General features: G+C 64.3%; 18 protein-coding genes. 10 read left to right on the forward strand and 8 right to left on the reverse strand.

Going from position 1 to position 19,850, the window contains the following annotated elements; translation table 11 throughout:
* Entirely contained in the window at positions 1 to 747 is a 747-nt protein-coding gene (locus RM190_RS10480) for a hypothetical protein (RefSeq protein WP_311759382.1), read from the reverse strand.
* A 266-nt stretch (positions 748 to 1,013) separates the two neighbouring features.
* Between RM190_RS10480 and RM190_RS10485 the strand changes: the two genes are divergently transcribed.
* Genes RM190_RS10485 through RM190_RS10505 form a run of 5 tightly spaced genes read left to right on the forward strand, consistent with a single transcriptional unit; the run spans position 1,014 to position 8,574 of the window.
* On the forward strand, positions 1,014 to 4,121 hold the full coding sequence (locus RM190_RS10485; RefSeq protein WP_311759383.1) for a hybrid sensor histidine kinase/response regulator: 3,108 nt from the start codon (positions 1,014 to 1,016) through the stop codon (positions 4,119 to 4,121).
* Positions 4,111 to 4,944, forward strand: coding sequence for a CheR family methyltransferase (locus RM190_RS10490; RefSeq protein WP_311759384.1), 834 nt, complete (start codon positions 4,111 to 4,113; stop codon positions 4,942 to 4,944). Before RM190_RS10485 ends, RM190_RS10490 begins: the two co-directional genes overlap by 11 nt.
* A gap of 18 nt (positions 4,945 to 4,962) precedes the next feature.
* The gene (locus RM190_RS10495; RefSeq protein ID WP_311759385.1) at positions 4,963 to 6,294 is read left to right on the forward strand and encodes a diguanylate cyclase domain-containing protein; all 1,332 of its coding nucleotides are present in this window, start codon (positions 4,963 to 4,965) and stop codon (positions 6,292 to 6,294) included.
* Positions 6,295 to 7,161: an EAL domain-containing protein gene (locus RM190_RS10500; RefSeq protein ID WP_311759386.1), complete on the forward strand. Its 867-nt coding sequence runs from the start codon at positions 6,295 to 6,297 to the stop codon at positions 7,159 to 7,161.
* Between the two features lie 54 nt (positions 7,162 to 7,215).
* Positions 7,216 to 8,574: a calcium-binding protein gene (locus RM190_RS10505; RefSeq protein ID WP_311759387.1), complete on the forward strand. Its 1,359-nt coding sequence runs from the start codon at positions 7,216 to 7,218 to the stop codon at positions 8,572 to 8,574.
* Positions 8,575 to 8,647: 73 nt separating this feature from the next.
* Here the strand turns inward: RM190_RS10505 and RM190_RS10510 are convergent, their stop codons facing one another.
* The 5 genes from RM190_RS10510 to RM190_RS10530 form a co-directional block, all read right to left on the reverse strand.
* On the reverse strand, positions 8,648 to 8,890 hold the full coding sequence (locus tag RM190_RS10510) for a hypothetical protein (RefSeq protein ID WP_311759388.1): 243 nt from the start codon (positions 8,888 to 8,890) through the stop codon (positions 8,648 to 8,650).
* A gap of 234 nt (positions 8,891 to 9,124) precedes the next feature.
* Positions 9,125 to 9,982, reverse strand: coding sequence for a DUF2189 domain-containing protein (locus RM190_RS10515; RefSeq protein WP_311759389.1), 858 nt, complete (start codon positions 9,980 to 9,982; stop codon positions 9,125 to 9,127).
* 152 nt (positions 9,983 to 10,134) lie between these two features.
* Positions 10,135 to 10,545: a hypothetical protein gene (locus RM190_RS10520; protein WP_311759390.1), complete on the reverse strand. Its 411-nt coding sequence runs from the start codon at positions 10,543 to 10,545 to the stop codon at positions 10,135 to 10,137.
* 91 nt (positions 10,546 to 10,636) lie between these two features.
* Positions 10,637 to 11,581, reverse strand: coding sequence for an NAD(P)/FAD-dependent oxidoreductase (locus RM190_RS10525; RefSeq protein WP_311759391.1), 945 nt, complete (start codon positions 11,579 to 11,581; stop codon positions 10,637 to 10,639).
* Between the two features lie 106 nt (positions 11,582 to 11,687).
* On the reverse strand, positions 11,688 to 12,488 hold the full coding sequence (locus tag RM190_RS10530) for a class I SAM-dependent methyltransferase (RefSeq protein WP_311759392.1): 801 nt from the start codon (positions 12,486 to 12,488) through the stop codon (positions 11,688 to 11,690).
* Positions 12,489 to 12,815: 327 nt separating this feature from the next.
* On the opposite strand from RM190_RS10530, the gene RM190_RS10535 reads away from it, so the two are divergent.
* Positions 12,816 to 14,870, forward strand: a complete 2,055-nt coding sequence (locus tag RM190_RS10535) for a catalase (RefSeq protein ID WP_311759393.1) — start codon at positions 12,816 to 12,818, stop codon at positions 14,868 to 14,870.
* A gap of 2 nt (positions 14,871 to 14,872) precedes the next feature.
* Positions 14,873 to 16,102 carry an NAD(P)/FAD-dependent oxidoreductase gene (locus tag RM190_RS10540; RefSeq protein WP_311759394.1) on the forward strand — a complete coding sequence of 410 codons (1,230 nt, stop codon included), beginning with the start codon at positions 14,873 to 14,875 and terminating at the stop codon, positions 16,100 to 16,102.
* A 40-nt stretch (positions 16,103 to 16,142) separates the two neighbouring features.
* Here the strand turns inward: RM190_RS10540 and RM190_RS10545 are convergent, their stop codons facing one another.
* Together RM190_RS10545 and RM190_RS10550 are read right to left on the reverse strand one after the other, a co-directional pair.
* Complete coding sequence (locus RM190_RS10545; RefSeq protein ID WP_311759395.1) at positions 16,143 to 16,598, reverse strand: hypothetical protein; 456 nt, start codon at positions 16,596 to 16,598, stop codon at positions 16,143 to 16,145.
* Positions 16,599 to 16,796: 198 nt separating this feature from the next.
* Positions 16,797 to 17,381: a PRC-barrel domain-containing protein gene (locus RM190_RS10550; RefSeq protein WP_311759396.1), complete on the reverse strand. Its 585-nt coding sequence runs from the start codon at positions 17,379 to 17,381 to the stop codon at positions 16,797 to 16,799.
* A 267-nt stretch (positions 17,382 to 17,648) separates the two neighbouring features.
* On the opposite strand from RM190_RS10550, the gene RM190_RS10555 reads away from it, so the two are divergent.
* The 3 genes from RM190_RS10555 (at position 17,649) to RM190_RS10565 (ending at position 19,803) form a co-directional block, all read left to right on the forward strand.
* Positions 17,649 to 18,254 (forward strand): hypothetical protein, encoded by a 606-nt coding sequence (locus RM190_RS10555; RefSeq protein ID WP_311759397.1) that lies wholly within the window; start codon positions 17,649 to 17,651, stop codon positions 18,252 to 18,254.
* The gene (locus RM190_RS10560) at positions 18,251 to 19,315 is read left to right on the forward strand and encodes a YihY/virulence factor BrkB family protein (protein WP_311759398.1); all 1,065 of its coding nucleotides are present in this window, start codon (positions 18,251 to 18,253) and stop codon (positions 19,313 to 19,315) included. The genes RM190_RS10555 and RM190_RS10560 overlap by 4 nt, the downstream gene beginning before the upstream one ends.
* A 191-nt stretch (positions 19,316 to 19,506) precedes the next feature.
* A complete protein-coding gene (locus RM190_RS10565) occupies positions 19,507 to 19,803 on the forward strand; it encodes a PRC-barrel domain-containing protein (RefSeq protein WP_311759399.1) in 297 nt (98 codons plus the stop codon).
* The last annotated feature ends 47 nt before the right edge of the window (positions 19,804 to 19,850 follow it).

Here is a 19,850-nt window from a genome sequence, read left to right on the forward strand (position 1 = left end):
TCACCGCTGCCCTCCGGTCGTCGTCCTGGGCGTCAGGTTGCCGGTGGGGGCTGCCAGCGGCGACAGCATCCGGCTGACGCCATCGGCGCCCCCAGCCCCCGGCGCGATGCCGATGCTGTTGGCCAGAAGCGGCGCCAGCGCGTCTTGCTGGCTACCGTTGACGCAATTTCGAACGATGATGTCCATGATGCCCGCCCCGCCCGGCAACTGGCGCATCCCTCCGTCCACGCGGCGGATCCCAAGGATGCAGTTGGTGCTTTCACCGACGCTCTGGCCGGTCCAGAAATAGGTTCCGATCTCATCCTGGGCCTCAAGCAGATCGCCAGAGCCGAGATTGGTGAAGGGATGGGGCAAGCCCCCGAAACGGGCGACCAGATCCTCGAAACGCAGCCTGCCCAAGTTCGATGACCCCGCCCGCGTCCGCAGCAGGATAATGTTGTCGCCAGAAACGCCGGACGCATTGGACAGCCCGATCTTCTGCTCGGTCTCGGCCCCCAGATTGCGCTGAAGCACGCTGCGGGTATTGGCGGCATTCACCCATGCCTGACTGGTCGGAACCGCGACAAAGGGAGAGCGCTCCTCGATCTGGCTGCGCGTCAGGCCGAAGGTCTGCGGATCGGTGCTGCACCCGCTTGCAACCGCTGCCGTCAGGGCCAGCGCCAGCACAAGGCGGCACTTACCCAACATTGCAAGACGACGCCCAGTCTTTCGCCCCATGCCACGATCGCGAACATCCCGAGCCGTCATCTTGTCTCCTTGCGTAACCGTTGCTGACATTAGCAAGCCCGGCACCGGGCCTCACCCTTGGGAAAGCACAATGTGGAAAGATTGTGGCATTAAGGACATGTTCACGCGCCGATTGCAGCGCGCTGCATGTCCAATCCACTGCATGGCGGCAGTTTATTCGCTGCGGTCATTTTTTCCGACTAACCTTTCGGATGTTCTGGGCTAAGAAGAAACACCGTTTGATTGTTAACCGGTCCCATCAATTCCCCGCGGGTGGAGGAAAGATTTTGACGAACCGCACGATTGGCTTCTCGCTTGGGTCTCAACTCGCCGCGGTGATGCTGAGTTTCCTGCTGATCGTCGCAGTGGTGACTTTTGTCGTCAATATCGGAACCCGGCACCTGTCTTCGGCCCAGAACGAGGTGCGCGACCTGACGGCCAGCCTGACCGCGATCGAGGCGGTCGAACGCGCGATCCTTGCCCGTGAACTGGCTCTAGTGGACACCCTGTCGCGCGGAACCGATGAATCGCGCGAGAAATTCGACAAGGCCCATCAGGAAACGCTGACGGCGGTCGAAAGGCTGCTGCGCCTGCCCGGCCTTGACGCGCAGGCGGTTGCGGACGCGGTTGCGATCCAGGTCGCGGCAACCCAATGGATGAACGAAAGGGCGATTCCGCTGCTGACGCGCATCGAGGGGACCGTGACCCCCGGCGCGCGCGCACAGGCCCTGTCCTATTTCCTGACCACCAACGTGACCGAACGGATCGACAGCTTCCCGCGGGAATCCTTTGATCGGCTGGACGGGCTGGTCGAAGGCCAGTTGGACGAGGCGCGGGAAAAGCGCAACGACGCCATCGAATGGCTGCGCACGGCCAGCATCATCGCGGCGGTCTGCGTCGCGCTGGCCGCGCTTCTGGCCTATCTGGTGCTGTACAAGCGCATCGGCGCGCCGCTGAAACGGCTGGCGGTGACGATGCACCGGCTGGCCAATGACGACCGCGCCGAGGCCGTGCCCTTTCAGGACCGCCCCGACGAAATCGGCGCGATGAGCCGCTCGCTGCTGATCTTTCGCAACCTTGCGACGGAACGCAGCGCGGACCTGCAGGCGCGCGAGGCGCTGACCGAGCTTTCGCAGATCATCCAGCGCCAAAAGACGCTGAAGGATTTCGCCGATGCCGCGCTGCAAACCCTGGCCCCCCATATCAAGGCCGGGGTCGGCGTCTTCTTCGCCTTTGACGAAGCCAGCCAGACGCTGAACCTTTACGCCAGCTATGGCTTTCGGGAACGGCGGCACGTCGCGACAAGCTATAAGCTGGGCGAAGGGCTGGTCGGCCAATGCGCGCTGGAACGCAAGGCGATCATGCTGTCCCCGGTCCCCGATGACTATGTCAGGATCCATTCCGGCACGGGGGAGGGAACGCCGGCGCTGGTCCTTGTCGTGCCGGTGCTGGTGCAGGACCGTCTGATCGGCGTCATGGAATTCGCGATGGTCGACACACCCGATGATGTCCGCCGCCGCATCGTCGAGGACGCGCCGGGCATCGTCGCCCTGCCCCTTGAAAACCTGCGCCGCGTCCTGCGCACCCGCGAGCTGCTTGAGCAAAGCCAGCGCCAGACCGAAGAGCTGCAGGCCGCCGAGGAAGAACTTCGCGCCCAGCAAGAGGCCCTGCAGGCCACCAATGACGAATTGGAACGCCGCAGCGACGAACTGGCGCTTCAAGGGCAGAAGCTGATCGAGTCCCGACAGGAGGCGATCTCGCGCGCGGAAGAGGTCGAACGCGCGAACCAGTACAAGTCGCGCTTCCTTGCCAATATGTCGCATGAACTGCGCACGCCCCTGAACAGCATGCTGATCCTTGCCCAGGACCTGGCCGAGAATGACCAGGGCAACCTGGACAAGGAACAGGTTGAAGCGGCATCGGTCATTCATACCAGCGGCGTCAGCCTGCTGCGCCTGATCAACGACATCCTGGACCTCTCCAAGATCGAGGCGGGCAAGCTGGAAACCAGCCGCGAACGCGTTTCCCCGGCGGCCTTCTGCCACACGCTGGAACGTACCTTCCGCCCGCTTGCGGAACAGAAGGGGCTGGAATTCACGCTGCATTTCGCCCCGGACCTGCCGACCCAGATCTGGACCGACGGTGGCAAGCTGGAGCAGATTGCGAACAACCTGATCGGGAATGCGCTGAAATTCACCGCCGAAGGCTCGGTCAAGGTCGACGTTTCCTCGCAGGACAATGGGCAGGTCCTGTCGTTGCGCGTGACCGATACCGGGATCGGCATTCCGGGCGACAAGCTGCAGGCGATCTTCCGTCCGTTCGAGCAGGTCGATGGCAGCACGCGCCGGCAGTTTGGCGGCACCGGCCTTGGCCTTGCGATCTCGCGCCAGCTTGTCCAGCTTTTGGGCGGCGAGCTGGTGGTCAGCAGCGTCGAGGGCGAAGGCTCGACCTTCCACATGACCCTGCCCCTGCAAGCCGGTGACGGGACGACCGAGGCCGCGCCGGAACCGGCAATGCCGGTCCGCAAGCCCGTCCTGAACGGCGGCGACAATCCCGGCAACAGCGTTACGACACAGGATCGAAGCGCGGTCCTGGTGATCGAGGACGATCCCGGCACCCAGGTCGCCATCTCGCAGCTTCTGTCCCGCGCGGGCATCGAGGTCGTCTCGGCCATGACCGGAGAGGACGCGCTGAGCCTGATGGCCGCGCGCAGCTTTGGCTGCGTCATCCTGGATATCGGCCTGCCCGACGTCACGGGGTTCGAACTGCTGGACAAGATGTACGCCCGCGCCGAACGCGCACCCGTCGTCATCTATTCGGCCCGCGACCTGTCGCCGGACGAAACCCTGCGTCTGCGCGCCTTTACCGACAGCATCGTCCTGAAGGGCGAGCATTCGCAAAAGCGCCTGCTGGACGAGGTCGAGCAGTTCCTGAAGGGGCAACCGCGTCCCGCGCCGAACGGATCGGCCCCACCTGTCGCAGCCCCCGCCCCGGCAAGACCGGAAACCGCCAGCATCTCGGGCAAGGTGCTGCTGGTCGATGACGACATGCGCAATATCTATGCCTTGGCCAAGGTCCTGCGCGGCAAGGGCATGGACGTGATCCTGGCGCAGGACGGCATCAAGGCGCTGGCCGAACTGGAGGCAAATCCCGGCGTCCAGATCGTCCTGATGGACATGATGATGCCGAACATGGACGGCTATGAGGCGATGACCGAGATCCGCAAGCGCGGCGGCGAATGGAAGCAACTGCCGATCATTGCCCTGACCGCCAAGGCGATGAAGGACGACCGCGACAAGTGCCTTGCGGCGGGCGCGACCGATTACATGACCAAGCCGGTCGAGGTGCCGAAGCTGCTGACGATGATCCGCGAGCATCTTCCGAATGGAAAATGAGGTCGCCGAAATCACCCGGGCCGTGTTCGAAAGGTTCGGCTATGATTTCCGCGGCTATCGGCACCGACCACTTGAAGGCCGGATGCGCTATCTTTGCACCAAGCTTCGTCTGGCCGATTTCGCGGAATTGCGGGACTGGATCCTGGCCAATCCCGACCGGATCGATTTCGTGATCGAAAACCTGACGATCTCGGTCAGCGACTATTTCCGCGAACCCGAAACCTTTGCCGAGGTCAAGACCCGCATCTTTTCGCTGCTCAGCAGCTTTTCCAGCATCACCATCTGGCATGCGGGATGCGCCGGCGGGCAGGAGGTCTTTTCGCTGGCGGTCCTGCTGAAAGAGGCCGGGCTGTATTCCCGCGCCCGGATCTTTGCCAGCGACATATCCGGCGCGCGGCTGAATGCTGCCCGGGGCGGAGCCAAAATTCCCCTGAACCAGTTCGAGACGGTCGAGCGCAGGTATCGCGAAAGTGGCGGCGCGGGCCTGCTGACCTCGCATCTTCGCATGTCGGGCGACGGGTTCCGCTTTGATCCCGCGCTGATGGACAACGTGACTTTCGTCGAGCACAACCTTGCGACGGACGGCGTCTTTTGCGAGGCTAACCTGATCTTCTGCCGGAATGTCCTGATCTATTTCGGCGACGATCTGCAATTGCAGGTGTTCAACCTGTTTCAGGATTCGCTGGCGCGCGGCGGGTTCCTGTGTCTGGGCAGCCGCGAGACCCCGATCGGAGCGGGGCCCGGTTTCGTGAAAGAGCAAGGGTGCAACCGCATCTATCGGCCACTTCGCCCCCCCCGCGGGCCGATCCTTGCAATGGCATGACAAGAAGAGTGACGAAGCATGACGAGTATCCCCGGAAAGTACCTGGCCGAGCCGGTCGATCGCCCCAAGATCCTGTTGGTGGACGATATCCCCGCCAACCTGATCGCGATGCGGACACTGCTGCGCAATGTCGATGCCGATATCGTGGTCGCGCAATCCGGCAACGAGGCGCTGTCGCTGGCGCTTGACCTGCAATTCGCCCTGATCCTGCTGGATGTGCAGATGCCCGAGATGGACGGGTTCGAAGTCGCGGAATACCTACGCGACAACCCGTTCTCGGCGGAAACGCCCATTGTCTTTCTGACCGCGTCGAATTCGGACGAGGTCAGCCAGATCCGGGGCTACATGTCCGGCGCGATCGACTATGTCCAGAAGCCGGTGAACGAGCAGATATTGCTGTCCAAGGTTTCCGTCCTGCTGGAGCTTTACCTGAACAAGAACCGGCTGGTGCAGGCCCTGCGAGAGGTCCACCGCCAGCGCCAGATCCTGCAAGCCACCTTCGATGCGGTGGGCGACGGCGTCATCGCGACCGACAATCAGGACCGCATTTCGTGGATGAACCCTTCGGCGCAGCGGATCACGGGCTGGGATGCGGAAAACGCCTATGGCAGCGATCTTGCGCGGGTCTTTCCGGTCGTCACCGCCGATGGCGAACCGATGAAGCTGTTCGACCCCGATCCGGCGGAAATCGCGACGGCTGACCTGCCGCAAGCCATGCTGCGCACCCGGTCAGGCGGGCTTTTGCCGGTGACAAAATCGGCCTCGATCGTCAAGGATACCGAGGGCGATACCATGGGGGGCGTGATCGTCTTTCAGGACGCCTCGCACGCCTATGCCCGCCATCTGGCCCTGATCGACGAGGCCGAGACCGATCCGCTGACCGGCCTGCTGAACCGTGCCGGGTTCAACAAGCGGCTGGGTCACCTGCTAGCCGAGCGCCGAAGCGATCTTGCGCTGCTGTTTGGTGATCTCGATCTGTTCAAGCCGGTAAACGACATCCACGGCCATGCCGCGGGGGACAAGGTTCTGCGGGAAATTGCCACGCGGCTGACGAATTGCGTCCGCGCCGATGATGTGGTGGCGCGATGGGCCGGTGACGAATTCGCCATCCTGATGGTCTGCGACGACAGAAGCGATGCGGACCAGATGGCCAGCCGACTGGCCGAAGCGGTCCGGCAGCCGATCGTCGTGGGCATTAATGGCGAAACGGCAAGCGTCGGCATCAGCCTTGGCGTCTCGATGGCCAGCGAGTCCTTCTGGGACCATGCCGAACTTCTCGCCAAGGCGGATCGGCTGCTTTACGCGGTCAAGTCTGCGCGCGACGGGATCGCCGCCCGCAGCCGGAACTGAATGGACCGACGCACGGAGGCGCGCGAATTGCAGGACGAAACGGGCAACATTCCGGCCAAGGGCTGCGCGCGCGAAAGCATCAGGGACCGCCAGCGCATCGGGGCCGAGCTTGGCCTTGCGCTCAGCCAGCGCCAGTTGAGCGTCCGGTTCCAGCCCCAGCTTCGGCTTGCGGATGGAACCGTCTCGGGGTTCGAGGCGCTTGCCCGCTGGCACAGCCCGGTTCTGGGCGAGGTCGAGCCGGAGAGGTTCATCCCGGTCGCCGAAGAAGCCGGCCTGATCGGCGAGATCGGGGCCTGGGTCATCGAAACCGCCGTGGCCGAGATCGCCGCCCTGGACCTGCCCGACACCGTTCGACTGGCCGTCAATGTCTCGGCCATCCAGATGCTGGACCCCGGCTTTCCCAAGCGTGTCGCCTTGATCCTCGCGGCATCGGGGTTCCCGCCCCGGCGCCTGGAACTGGAGATCACCGAAGGCATCTGCCTATGCGACGAAGCCACGGCGGCAGCCTCCATCGCGGCCCTGCACGGGATGGGAATTTCGATCGTGCTGGACGATTTCGGCGCGGGCTACGGCAATCTGGTCACGCTGGGGAAATACGATTTCGACCGTCTCAAGCTTGATCGCAACCTGCTGCGGGAACTGTCAGGCACGGTCAGGGGCGAAAGGATCATCGAATGGGCGGTCACGATGGCCGGATCGGTCGGGCTGGACGTGATCGCCGAAGGGGTCGAAACCGCGGCACAGGCTGAGTTCCTACGAGGGATCGGCTGTGAACATGCGCAGGGTTTCCTTTACGCCCCACCCCTGCCGATCGGGCAACTGACCCAATGGTATCGGAACCACAGGCCGGCTCCGGCGCTTGAATAACGGGTGGGGCACCCCATCTTCCTGCAACTTCGGATTGTCGAAAAGTCGTTTGTCATGGCCAAATTCATTCTGAACACCGCGGCCGGGTTCGCGCGGAACATGACCGCGATCCCTTGGTCAACGGTCCTGGACTATTCCAAAGTCAGCCAGCAACCCGGTTCCCTGCGCCTGTTCGACAGCGCGACGGATTACGCCGTGCTGGGCGGGACCAACCTGGCCTATTCCGGCAGCGGCGTGGGCGCGATGAAGGCCGGCACGGTAACGTCGCTGCGGATCGTGTCGGGTGGGGTGACGTTGTTCGAGGCCACGTCGCTTTCCGTCCCGGCCGCAAGCCTCGCCCATGCTTTCCGGTCCTTCAACAACCAGACCTTCAGCCAGCTTCTGCTCAGCGGGAACGACCTTGTGGTGGGAACCGCGGGCGGCGACACGCTGGCGGGTTATGGCGGGCACGACACGCTGCAAGGCGGCGCGGGCAATGACAAGCTGTTCGGCGGCGCTGGCAATGACGTGCTGTCCGGGGGTGCCGGCGCCGACACCCTGCTGGGCGAGGCGGGCAACAACCAGTTGCTGGGCGGGGATGGCAATGACGTGCTTTATGGCGATATCGGCGCGGACACGCTGAACGGGCAGCAGGGGAACGACTCGCTTTACGGGGGCGCCTCCGCGGACCTGCTGATCGGAGACGCCGGAAACGACGTGCTCTATACCGGCAGCGGGAACGACCGGGCCTATGGCGGGGCGGGCTCTGACACCCTTTACGGAGAGGCCGGCAACGACCTTCTCTCCGGGGGCGACGCGCCCGATACCCTGTTCGGGGGCGATGGAAACGACACGCTGGACGGCGGCAACGGCAATGACGTCCTGTATGGCGAGGCCGGGAACGACACCCTGCTGGGCGGGGTCGGCAACGACTGGATGGGCGGTGGCACCGGCGCGGACAGCCTGAATGGCGGTCCCGGCAGTGACAGCCTATACGGAGAGGCGGGCGCCGACAGGCTGGTCGGCGGTGCGGATCGCGACCGGCTTGAAGGCGGCGCCGACAACGACACCCTGACCGGTGGCGCGGGGGCCGACACCTTGGCCGGCGGCGCGGGCGCGGATGTCTTTGTCTTTCTCAGCATCGCCGAATCCCAGCCCGCCGCGGCCGGGCGAGATGTCATCGTGGACTTCAGTTCGGCCCAGCATGACAAGATCAACCTGGGGGCCATCGATGCGAATACGCGGGTGGCGGGAAACCAGGCCTTCACCTTCATCGATGACGACGCGTTCAGCCATCATGCGGGCGAACTGCGCTGGGTGCGCACGGCCAATGCGACCTTTGTGCATGGCGATGTCAACGGCGACGGCGTTGCCGACTTCTCGATCGAGATCGCGAAGTCGATCGATCTGTCGGCCTCGGACTTCATCCTATAGCGGCAGCGGCGCGGGCCGAGTGCCCGATGGCCGGCGGTTTGCCTTGGCCAACCATCGGACCCGCCTTCAAATCCTATCGGCTTTGCGCAATCCCGCCATCAACCCCTTGCCATCTGCTTGAGGTGAACGGGTTCGAGATGTCCTCTCCCGCCTTGGCCTTCTTCTGAAGGATAAGGCGGATCCGGTCGCGGCGGTCGCGCCACGTCGGTTCACCGGCGACCTGCGCAATTTCCACGCGACTGAAGACCTGCGGGTTAAGGCCCATGATCGCGGCCTCCTGGATATGGCCGGCGGTCAGCGGCCTGTTATCTGCCATTGCCGTTCCCGCCGCAGCGCAGAAAAGCAACGCGACGAAAGAAAGGTTCCGGATCATCCGACGTCCTCGCATCTGATATGGGCTGGTTTCGATGTGGTTCCTGATCGGGTTCTATAAAAGGGCAACCCGCGAAAATGGCTAAAGAAAAAGCGACTTGGGTGGGGGCGACGGACCGCAGGACGGTTGCCGGAACGGCAAGCCGACTTGCGGCCCGCACCCCGCCGGATGATGCCGCTAGACCACGGCCCGGCGGTAAAGATGCCATGTCGCGTGGCCCAGGACGGGCAGCACGACGATCAGCCCCACGAAAAGCGGGATCATTCCCAGGATCAGCAAGGCGGCAACGATCAGACCCCAAAGCGCCGTCGCCACCGGATTGCGGCGAACGACGGCAAGCGAGGTGGCCATCGCCACCGGCATGCCCACCGGGCGGTCGATCAGCATCGGGAATGACACCAGGCTGACGCAAAGCACGAGGGCAGCGAAAAGAAAGCCCACTCCGCATCCGACCACGATCATCATCCAACCCGCGCTGGTGGTAAGGGTTGCGCGCAGGAAAAGCAGAAGGCTGTCATAGGGCTCGGGTCCAAGGGTGACGGACCAGATTGCGTGAGCGGTGAAAATCCACAGCGCGAAGATCACCGCAAGAAGGCAGCCCAGCGACAGCACCGGCCCCAGCACCCGGCCCGTCAGCGCGGCCAGCGCGGCGGTCCAGCTGACATCCTCGCCCCGTTCACGGCGCCGGCTCATCTCGTAAAGGCCGATCCCCGCGACCGGTCCCACCAGCGGAAAGCCTGCGACCAGCGGGAAAAGCAGTTGAACCTGCCCCGCATTCAGCGCCCAGACGGCAAGGGCGAAGCCGATCACCGGATAAAGCACCACCGCGGTCAGGACGTCGGTGCGCAGCGCGGCGAAATCCTCGATCCCCTTGCGAAGCGCGGCCCGGATATCGCCAAGGCCGATCTCTCTGATCTCGGGCAGGGTGATGTCGTGGCTGCCGATCCCGTCCACCGCCGCGCCGGCACCGCGTCCGACACCGGCCAGCCTCTGCACGCTCCAGCTTAGCGGATTTCCAATCGTCTCTCGGGTCATGCCTGCATCCTCCCTTTCTGGAGGGCCCGGTATCGGGCGAGGCGTCAGCCGGAGACCCCGGCGCCGCCCGCAAACCTGCCGGGCCGAACCGTCCTCTGCCCATAGCCTAGCAGATGCAGCGTCACGTTGCACTCATGCAATGGCTGCGGGCCTTATTGCGCCTGGCCGTAACGCGCGGCGCATTCGGCGGGGCCCTGCGCAGCAAGCGCGTCCAGCCGCTTTTGCAGCGCGTCGCGTTTGCGCATCTCAGCGGCGGGGTCGATCGGCACGCGCGTGCGCACGACGTCCGTCCCGCCGTAGCAGGTGCCAAGGCCCACGCCGCCCCATCCCCAGCCACCGTAGTCGCCATTATACCCGCCCGCGCAGAAGCTGAAACCACCGCCATCCCTGATCTCGTTCTGCCAGGCGTAGCCACGGGACAGGTTCCCCTGCACCTCGGCCAGTAGCCGGGAAACCTGCGCATATTCTGATGAGACCCTTGCCTCGCAGCGTTCCACCGGCGGAGCGCAAGAGGAAAGGGCGATGACGGCAAGACATCCGAAAGCGATGGTCGCGCGGGTCATGGCATATGTCCGGATCAGGGGTTCAGCGTATCTTGAACACAATAACGCCGCTGGCGGCCGTCGGGGTCCGGCGATGCGCGAAACCGGTCGCCTAGACGGGTTTCCAGGTCTGATCGTCTGCGTCGCGCAAGTCGTTGTGCATGGTGGTGGCTGCGATTGCCGCCTGCCCCATGGCAACGCTGATCTGGTCAAGAGCCGCCAGAATGTCGCCAGCGGCGTAAAGGCCCTTGATGCCCAGACGCTGGTGCTTGTCCGCAACCAGGCACCTGTCCCCGGAAACCACCAGCCCAAGCGAAAGGGCAAGGTCGTTATTCGGATCCGACCCAAGGGCGGGGTAAAGCGTGTCGAATTGCAGTTGTTCGCCATTCGCCAGGGTAACTGCGGCGCCCGACGAAAAATCGAACCCGGTGACGGGCGACGCCAGGGCCTTGATGCCGGCTTTTGCCAACGCATCCTGATGGGCCGGCTGAAGCGCGCTTTCCTTGAGGGTCAGCAAGGTGACGCAATCCGAATACCGTCGAAGGAACATGGCCTCGGCAACACCGACGCCATCCGCGCCAAGCACCGCAATCTTCGTGCATCTCGCCTCATAGGCATCGCAGACCGGGCAGTAGCGCAGGAAACCGGCATCCATCGCCGCCTGATGAATGGCGTCGTCGATTGGCGGCCGGCGATTGACGACACCGGTTGCCAGCAAGACCGTCCTGAACCTCGCCTCGCCGGTTTCGTGGCCAAGCAGGAAGCCATTACCCCGGCGCGAGATCGATGTGACACGCTCCTGGATGAATTTCGCGCCAAATTGCCCGGCTTGCCTGCGCATGCGCGCAAGCAGTTCATCCCCCGCAATTCCATCCGGATAGCCTGCGTGATTGTGCGATTTCGGGATCCAGGACGCACGGCTTGCTCCACCGTCGAAGACCGAAACGCTTCTCAGGAAACGGGCAAGATAGATGGCCGCGGTCAACCCTGCCGGTCCACAGCCGATGACGGCGCAATCCTTGCTGTCGTCAGGGCTTGCGGTGCTGTTCTGATGCAATTTGACGCTCCTGCGTTTCGGATCGGGCATCCCTTGGGATGCACCACCAAATGCGGTCGCGGTGGCCCTGGTTTCATCATCGATCAAGCGCGCGTGGCCCGGCTTCTCAGGGAACCAGCCCCCTGCAGGCCCAGGCCGTGCTGGTAAATGAACGTGGCCCGTCAGGCCGTCCGGCTTCATATGCCGCGCGCATGGTTGTTGCCGCTTGCTGGCGCTCTGTCTCCGACAGGCTGTCGATCAGCGCCCCGAACGGGCCTTCTCCGGCAGCGATCGGCGTCCAGAAATCGTCGAAGTCCCGATAGTTCATCCGGATCGTCAACTCGGTCTCCTGAACGTCCTGCAAGCCGCCTGACATGAAGACACGCTCAAGTTCACCCGGTTGCGTCATCGGCTGAAAGCAGAACCGGGTGCGGAACGCCTCTGCCTTGGGAATGATGGCCGCGATGGAATCGACAAGCATGCGCATCACGGGCATGCCGCCCGCGTGGTCCCAGACTGCTGCGGCCACCGTACCGCCGGGCCGGGCAACGCGGCGCATTTCGGCGATCGCCTTGTCGGCATCCGGAACGAAATGCAGCACAAGCAGCGCGAACACGCGATCGAACGCGCGATCCTGGAAAGGAAGCGATTGCGCATCGCCCTGCTGCACCGCCACCCGCGCGTCGATATTCCGTGTCCGCAGCGCCTCGACGAAAACCGGCGAAATGTCGATCGCCTCGATCCTGGACAAGAAGGGAATATCCGTCAGCGCAAAGGTCAGGCTGCCCGTGCCGCAACCGACGTCCAGCACCGTCTCGCCATCGGCCACGCCAGCAAACTCGATGAACTGCGGTGCAAGCTGTCGGCTCCAGCGACCCATCAACTGATCGTAGGCCGAGGGTTTGTGAACGTTGAAGGTCGTGCTCATCGCGCGCTCCCCTTGCTCAACATGCACCTCATTCTACACCCCTGCCCCGACCCCGCAAAGCAATGGTGGCGGGCAAGGACTGATTCCCGACCGCCTGCCATCGCGTTGGGCCAACCCCGTACGCGTCGGCTGGAACAATGCCCCCCCGAAGACGTTTTGGCCTGCATCGGGCAAGCGGCGGTGTGCCTTGGGCCTGTCGGCTTCACCGCCAAGGTCCGGCAGAACGACGAAGCGATGTCGAAGATGCGCAGCCGCGCGTCGATCACTGATCCGGGCGGGCCACGGGCCGTCGCTCGCCCCTACCCACCCAAATCGGAAGGCAGGAAGATGGCAAATCCCTATGACCGCACCACCGGCGAAGGCGGCGAGACCCAGCAGATCGGCCGCGGCGACACACCCGCGCTGACGACCAACCACGGCACGCCAATCTCGGACAACCAGAACAGCCTGCGGGCGGGGGCGCGCGGCCCGACGCTTCTGGAAGACTTCATTCTGCGCGAAAAGATCTTTCATTTCGACCATGAGCGCATCCCCGAACGCATCGTCCATGCCCGCGGCTCGGTCGCGCATGGCTATTTCGAATGCACCGATCCGATCCCGGAACTGAGCCGCGCCAGCCTGTTTTCGAAAAAGGGCAAGCGGACCGAGACGATCGTGCGCTTTTCCACCGTCGCGGGCGGCGCAGGCTCGGTCGATACGCCCCGCGACGTGCGCGGCTTTGCCACGAAGTTCTATACCGACGAGGGCAACTGGGATCTGGTCGGCAACAATATCCCGGTCTTCTTCATCCAGGACGCGATCAAGTTCCCCGACCTCGTCCATTCCGTGAAGATGGAGGCCGACCGTGGCTTTCCGCAGGCCGCCTCGGCCCATGACACGTTCTGGGATTTTGTCTCGCTGATGCCCGAGACCCTGCATACCGTCATCTGGGCCATGTCCGACCGCGGCATCCCGCGCAGCTATCGGATGATGCAGGGCTTTGGCATCCACACCTTCAAGCTGGTCAATGCCGATGGGGTCGAAAGCTTCGTCAAGTTCCACTGGCGGCCCCGACTGGGGACACAATCGCTGGTCTGGGACGAAAGCGCCAAGTTGCAGGGCGGCGACAATGACTATCACCGCCGCGACCTGTGGGAGGCGATCGCCGCGGGGAATTACCCCGAATACGACCTTGCGATCCAAAGCTTCGATGCGGAACTGGCCGACAGCCTGCCCTATGACGTGCTCGACGCGACCAAGATCATCCCCGAGGAAGTGGTGCCCCTGCGCGTGATCGGGCGCATGGTGCTGGACCGCAATCCCGACAACCACTTCGCCGAGAACGAGCAGCTGGCCTTCCTGCCCTCGAACGTGGTGCCGGGGATCGACTTCTCGGATGATCCGCTGCTGCAGGGGCGGCTGTTCTCCTATCTCGACACGCAGAAATCGCGGCTGGGGACGACGAATTTCCACCAGATCCCGGTGAATGCGCCGAAATGTCCCTATGCCAACATGATGCGCGACGGGATGATGCAGACCCATATGCCCAAGGGGCGCGCGAATTACGAGCCGAACAGTCTGGACGAGGCGGGCGAAGACCCCGGCCCGCGCCCGCGCGAGGACGGGTTTCGCACCGCGCCGCAGCCGGTCGCGGGCGAAAAGCTGAGGGTGCGCGCCGAGAGCTTTGCCGACCATTACAGCCAGCCGCGCCTGTTCTGGAACTCGCAGACCCAGAACGAGCAGGCCCATATCGCCTCGGCCATCACCTTCGAGCTGTCCAAGGTCGGGCTGGATCACATCCGGCTGCGGGTGCTGTCGCAGCTGCGCAACGTCGATGAAGGTCTGGCCGAACGCGTTGCCAAGGGGCTGGCGATGGATCTGCCGAAAGCCGCGGTCCCGGCACGCCCGGCGATCGATCTTGCCCCCAGCGACGCGCTGTCGATCCAGAAGCGGTGGAACGCCACGCTGAAGGGCCGCAAGGTCGGCATCCTGTTCGACGAGGGCTCGGACAAGGCGGCGCTGGATGCCCTGATCGGGGCCATCGAAAAGGCGGGCGGAACCCCCTTTACCATCGCGCCGAAAGTGGGCGGGCTGGATCTGGCGGGCGGCAGGATGAAGGCCGACGGGCAATTGGCCGGTTCGCCGTCATGGCTTTTCGATGCGGTCGCGCTGGTCCTGACCGACGCAGCCGCAAAGCGGCTGGCAGCGGACAGCGCCGCCGTCGGCTTCGTCGCCGATGCCTTTGCCCATCTCAAGGCGATCGGCCATGACGAAGGGGCGAAGCCGCTGCTGGATCGGGCCGGGGTCAAGCCGGACAAAGGCGTCGTGAACCTTGCGGATCTGCCCAAGGCCGCAACCTTGCGCTATTGGGACCGCGAGGCAAACCTGCGGGATCTTGCCTGATCGTGGCCGCCGAACCTGTCCGCACGAGAAAGCGTCGCCTGCATCTCGACAAGCCCTTCTGGGCCGCGACGAGGGCGATAACCGCGCCCTCGATCCCGACGCCTTCCGCGAAGGCATGGGATGTCATCATCGTCGGCACCGGGATCAGCGGCGCGCTGATGGCCGAGGCGCTTTCCCGGCAGAAGCGTCGCATCCTGATCCTTGACCGCAGGGTTCCGGTGCGGGGATCAAGCCTTGCCTCGACCGCGATGATCCAGCACGAAATCGACGTTCCGTTGCATCGGCTGGCCCGGCAGATCGGGCCGGACAAGGCGGTGCGCGCATGGCGACGCTCTGTCCGGGCGGTGAAGGATCTGCAGGCGCTTGCGGGGCGTCTTGGAATCGAATGCGACATGCAGGCGAAATCGGCACTGTATCTGGCCGGGGACGAGATGGGCCAGCGCGCCATGCGCAGCGAATTCGAGGCCCGGCAGGACGCCGGGATCGCCAGCGAATACCTTGACCAAGCCGAGCTTGGCCGGCGCTTCCGGATCGACCGGACGGCCGCGATCCTGTCGCAGGCCTCGGCCTCGGCCAATCCCGCCCAGTTGACGGCGGCGCTGCTGAAGGTCGCGGCAGGACGCGGCGCCGAAATTGTCTCGCCCTGCGAGATTACCGATCTGGCCGAAACATGCGACGGCGTGGCGCTGGCGACCGCCGAGGGCAGCATGCTGACGGCGGGGCAAGCGGTCTTCTGCACCGGCTATGAGTTCCTGCCGATGATGGAAAGCAGGTCGCACCGCATCACCTCGACCTGGGCGCTGGCCAGTCATCCCCGCGTGGCGCGGCCGGGTTGGCTGGACGGAATGCTGGTCTGGGAAGCTGCCGACCCCTATCTTTACTTCAGGACCGCGCGTGACGGCAGGATCATCGCGGGCGGTGAAGACAGCGACGCGCCCGAGGCCTACCGCGACCGGACGCGGATGCAGGCAAGTGCCAAGCGCATCGCCGCCAAGCTGCGCGCGGTTTGCGGGGTCGAGATCGGCGCGCCCGCCTATGTCTGGGCCGCGCCTTTCGGCAACACGACGGATGGCCTTCCCATCATCGACCGTGTTCCGGGCTTTCGGAACGCCCATGCGGTGATGGGGTTCGGCGGGAACGGCGTCACGTTCTCGATGATCGCGGCCCAGATCGTTGCTGCACGGATAGCCGGGAAAAGCGACTCCGACGAAGACCTGTTCGCCTTTCGCTGAACGGATGGGGGCCGCGGCATCTTGCGGCCTTCGATCGTCCTCAACCGGCTTTCGCAGCCTCCAGCGCCTTCATGCACGCTTCCTCATCGCCTGCGGCCAAAGCTGCGCGCGCCTCTGCCAGCGATGCGTCCGGTGCCATTCCCTGGGTCGCTTCGGCGGCTGCCGTGGGCTTGCCCTCTTGCTGCGCCTGGGCATCGTCCGCGGACATGGCCTGGTTGGTCTTGTCGGCATTCCCCTGGCCTTCCAGCGGAGCAAGCGTGCCGTCCTTTGCGACCCCGTCCGAGGCTGGCTTTTCCGGGCTGGCCGCTGCCTGTTGCCCCTGCGTGGCCGATCCGTCCTGCATCGGGGCCAGAGAGCCGTCCTTGGAAATGCCCTCCGCCGGGGTTGATGCGGCGCTGTCCAGTTTGGCGATCTCTGCCGCACAGTCGGCTTGCGCCGCCAGCGCCGAGACAGCGACAAGCGCGCCACTTGCGACGATCATGCAATATCTGTTCATCCTCAGTCCTCCAGATTGTTGGCACGTCCCTTCGCTTCCGAGGGCCAAACCTGAAGGGGGGGCGTTTGTTCCAGCCGCGGACAGACCATTCCCCGGGCCCGCAATCCCCCAAGGTCAGCAAGACGCCCGGCCAAGAAAAACCTCCGCCCCAAGGATGAGGCGGAGGTTGGTCGTCAAACCCTGCTGGCAAGGCCGGTGTCACATGTCCGGCCACTCAAAGGCGGGCGCGGCCTCCAGTGCAGCCTTGTCTGCGGTGAAGACGATGAAATAGTCGTTTTCCGAGTCCCCGTCGCGGATCACGCGCAGCTGGTCCATGGACACGGCCACGGATTTCTCACCCATGCCAAGGAAGCCGCCCACGTCGACAAGCACCGCTTTCAGCTGTCCGTCCTTGCTTAGCACCAGGTCACTGATTTCGCCGACATCGTCCCAGCCCTTGTCGACTTCGTTGATCTGGGCGCCGGGATCGACATCCGTTTCCGACGTGTAAAGCCGCTTGCCGATGAAGGTTTCGGCGGACATGTCGCCAGCCGTCGCCATATAGCTAAATCCGGCCGCAGGGGCAGTTGTGGCTGCGTCAGCCGGGGCAACCGCCGCATCCGGGGCGGGGGCGGCAGGCGGGGTCGCCGCACCGTCCGCGGGCATCGTCGTCGCACCGTCCGCAGGCATCGTCGTCGCAGGCGCGTCGGTCGTGGCGGGCGCTGCCGGATCCGGCGCGGTTTGGGCAAGAGCGGGGCCAGCCAGAATTGCGATAACTGCGGAAGTGGCAAAAAGCTTGTTCATGTCTCGATCTCCTCTTGTCTCCGGTGTCAGCCGGTTGCGGGTCCAACAGGCGGCAGGCCCCGATGTTCCCAAGGAAAAATTATTGTGACCCGGGCATCTGATACGCCTCGAAAGCGTTTGGCGCGCGGTCCCGCGCGCGCGATGCCACCCCCCACGGCTGGATCCGGGGCGCAGAAACGCAGGACCGCTTCCGCGCCGGGTTTCGTCATGGAACCGAATGCGGCGCTGCGGGATTGGCATCCCAAAGAAGAAAAGGATCCGAGCAAAATGAACTTGCAACTTCGCCACGGGCAGTCGGGGCAGCGCGTCGAAAATGGTCATGAGGTCATGGCATTTTCCACGCGCCCGCACGCGCAGCTGCTGGCCCAAGGGTTCACGCGCGGACATTATTCGAGCGTCCTTCAGGTCGGCTGCACGGCAGACGGAACCGCCGCACAGCTTGCCGGACGGGCCGACAGGTATCTGGTCATCGACGACGCCCCCCGCGCGATCGAGCGCGAGCGGGCAAGACTGATCTGCCGTCCGCAGGCAAGGGCAAGGCAGGCGTCCATTCCCGGCCAATGGCCCCGCCGCGAATTCGATCTGATCCTGCTGTCGGATATCATCGCCCGGCTTGGGCGGGGGGAACTGCGCCTGCTTGCGCAGCGCTGCGCCGAAAGCCTGAGCGATTGTTGCGAACTGGTGATCTTCTGCGACCTGACGGACGGACAACGAAGCCAACGCCTCGCAGCAGCCGAAGAGATCGGGAACGCGCTTGGCCAGTTGCGGCAGATCCAGCTGACCCGGCATGCATCCGCCCCGGGCTATCTGCACCAGACCATCCTTGCGCGGCATGTGGCCCCTTCGCGTCGCGAGACATTCGAGGCGGCATGAAACCCGCCCCGCACGCGCCAGACCAACTCGCCGGCGCTGCGGCGGCTTCACCGGCAAGGATTCCCGCAAAGGGATGGAAGCAGATCTTCGGCCGGTTCAGGAAAGAGCTTGTCGAGGATCACGTTTCCGTCGTCGCGGCGGGCATTGCCTTTTACGGGCTGCTTGCGCTTTTTCCGTCCATCGTCGCCCTGGTCGGGATCTCGGGTCTTTTCCTTGATCCCTCGGATCTGGGCGGCGAACTCGCGCGCTATTCCTCGCGTCTGCCGCCAAGCGCGGCAGAGATCATCAGGGGACAGGTCGTCTCTGTCACCGGAGCCAGCGGCACCAGCAGCGGAGTGGTGGCGCTTTCCGGGCTGGTCCTGGCGATCTATGGCTCGATGAAAGGTGTCATGACCCTGATCGAGGGCCTGAACATCGCCTATGATGCCGACGAGGAACGGGGCATCGTCCGGCTTTATGTCACGGGATTCGTACTGACGGTGGCGATCCTTTTCGGCTTTCTGATCACCTTGGCGCTGGCGCTGCTTCTGCCCTCCATCGTCGGCCTTTTGCCGCTGGGCGGCTTTGCGGAAGCGGTCATTCCCTGGGCAAGCTGGGTGATCCTGGCGCTGTTCACGATGGCGGGCCTGGCCTTCATCTATCGCTTCGGACCCTCACGGTCACAGCCGCGCTGGCGCTGGATCAGCCCCGGCGCGGCGGCCGCCACCCTGATCTGGATCATCGCGACGGCCGGGTTCTCGGTTTATGTCCAGTACCTGGGCACCTATTCCGAGACATATGGCGCATTGGGCGGGGTGGTCATCCTGCTGACCTGGCTGTGGCTGTCGGCCTTTGTCGTGCTGTCGGGGGCCGAACTCAACGCCGAGATCGAGAAGCAGGCAACCGGCGCGCATTTGGACCCGCCGATCACCCCGCCGATCAACCCACCGGGGGATGCGAAGACGTCCGTCACCGCCACGCAGCATCCCCGCCGCCTGTCGCCCCTTTTCCTGCTGACCGGGCTGGTGATCTGGCAGGCATTGCGCCGAAAAGACCGGGACGCCCCGCCCCATCGCCGATAGGGCCGACAGTCGCGCGGCACGATCAAGGGTGAAATCCTGCCCGCACCCCGGAAACATTCCGCCGAGTCGTGGGTTGGCAGGGCCTTGGAAAAGGGCGGGTCAGCCTCGAACGCGCAAAGTAAATCGGGATCCGGGCCGGACTGTCCGGGGGGACGCCTTTTTCACCCTGCAAGCCACTGAAAGGACCTGACATGGACCACACATTGCACCAGCGTCTCGATGAGACCGAAAAGACCGATGCCGTGCTGACGGGCGCGACCATCTATGGCCCTGACGATGAAACGGTGGGAACCGTCTCGCATCTTCATGGCGTGGGCTCCGACGCCGAGATTGTCATTGATGTCGGCGGCTTTCTGGGCATCGGGGCAAAACCCGTCGTCATTCGCGTGGCCGAGATCGACTTCATGCGCGACGAAGATGGCACGGTCCACGGCGTCACCCGCTTCGACAAAGAGGCGCTGAAGGCGCTGCCAGAGCATCATCACTGACACTTCCCGGCGCTGGACGTATGACGCCGCGCGCGACGCGTCGGCGT

It is taken from the genome of Paracoccus broussonetiae, from assembly GCF_031854425.1.
Classification (GTDB): Bacteria; Pseudomonadota; Alphaproteobacteria; order Rhodobacterales; family Rhodobacteraceae; genus Paracoccus; species Paracoccus broussonetiae.

Coding starts and splice junctions, on each gene's coding strand:
- RM190_RS10565 (WP_311759399.1), top strand. CDS start 19,507: ATGGACCACACATTGCACCAGCGTCTCGATGAGACCGAAAAGACCGAT.
- RM190_RS10555 (WP_311759397.1), top strand. CDS start 17,649: ATGAACTTGCAACTTCGCCACGGGCAGTCGGGGCAGCGCGTCGAAAAT.
- RM190_RS10510 (WP_311759388.1), bottom strand. CDS start 8,890: ATGGCAGATAACAGGCCGCTGACCGCCGGCCATATCCAGGAGGCCGCG.
- RM190_RS10520 (WP_311759390.1), bottom strand. CDS start 10,545: ATGACCCGCGCGACCATCGCTTTCGGATGTCTTGCCGTCATCGCCCTT.
- RM190_RS10505 (WP_311759387.1), top strand. CDS start 7,216: ATGGCCAAATTCATTCTGAACACCGCGGCCGGGTTCGCGCGGAACATG.
- RM190_RS10515 (WP_311759389.1), bottom strand. CDS start 9,982: ATGACCCGAGAGACGATTGGAAATCCGCTAAGCTGGAGCGTGCAGAGG.
- RM190_RS10560 (WP_311759398.1), top strand. CDS start 18,251: ATGAAACCCGCCCCGCACGCGCCAGACCAACTCGCCGGCGCTGCGGCG.
- RM190_RS10495 (WP_311759385.1), top strand. CDS start 4,963: ATGACGAGTATCCCCGGAAAGTACCTGGCCGAGCCGGTCGATCGCCCC.
- RM190_RS10535 (WP_311759393.1), top strand. CDS start 12,816: ATGGCAAATCCCTATGACCGCACCACCGGCGAAGGCGGCGAGACCCAG.
- RM190_RS10530 (WP_311759392.1), bottom strand. CDS start 12,488: ATGAGCACGACCTTCAACGTTCACAAACCCTCGGCCTACGATCAGTTG.
- RM190_RS10490 (WP_311759384.1), top strand. CDS start 4,111: ATGGAAAATGAGGTCGCCGAAATCACCCGGGCCGTGTTCGAAAGGTTC.
- RM190_RS10550 (WP_311759396.1), bottom strand. CDS start 17,381: ATGAACAAGCTTTTTGCCACTTCCGCAGTTATCGCAATTCTGGCTGGC.
- RM190_RS10545 (WP_311759395.1), bottom strand. CDS start 16,598: ATGAACAGATATTGCATGATCGTCGCAAGTGGCGCGCTTGTCGCTGTC.
- RM190_RS10500 (WP_311759386.1), top strand. CDS start 6,295: ATGGACCGACGCACGGAGGCGCGCGAATTGCAGGACGAAACGGGCAAC.
- RM190_RS10480 (WP_311759382.1), bottom strand. CDS start 747: ATGACGGCTCGGGATGTTCGCGATCGTGGCATGGGGCGAAAGACTGGG.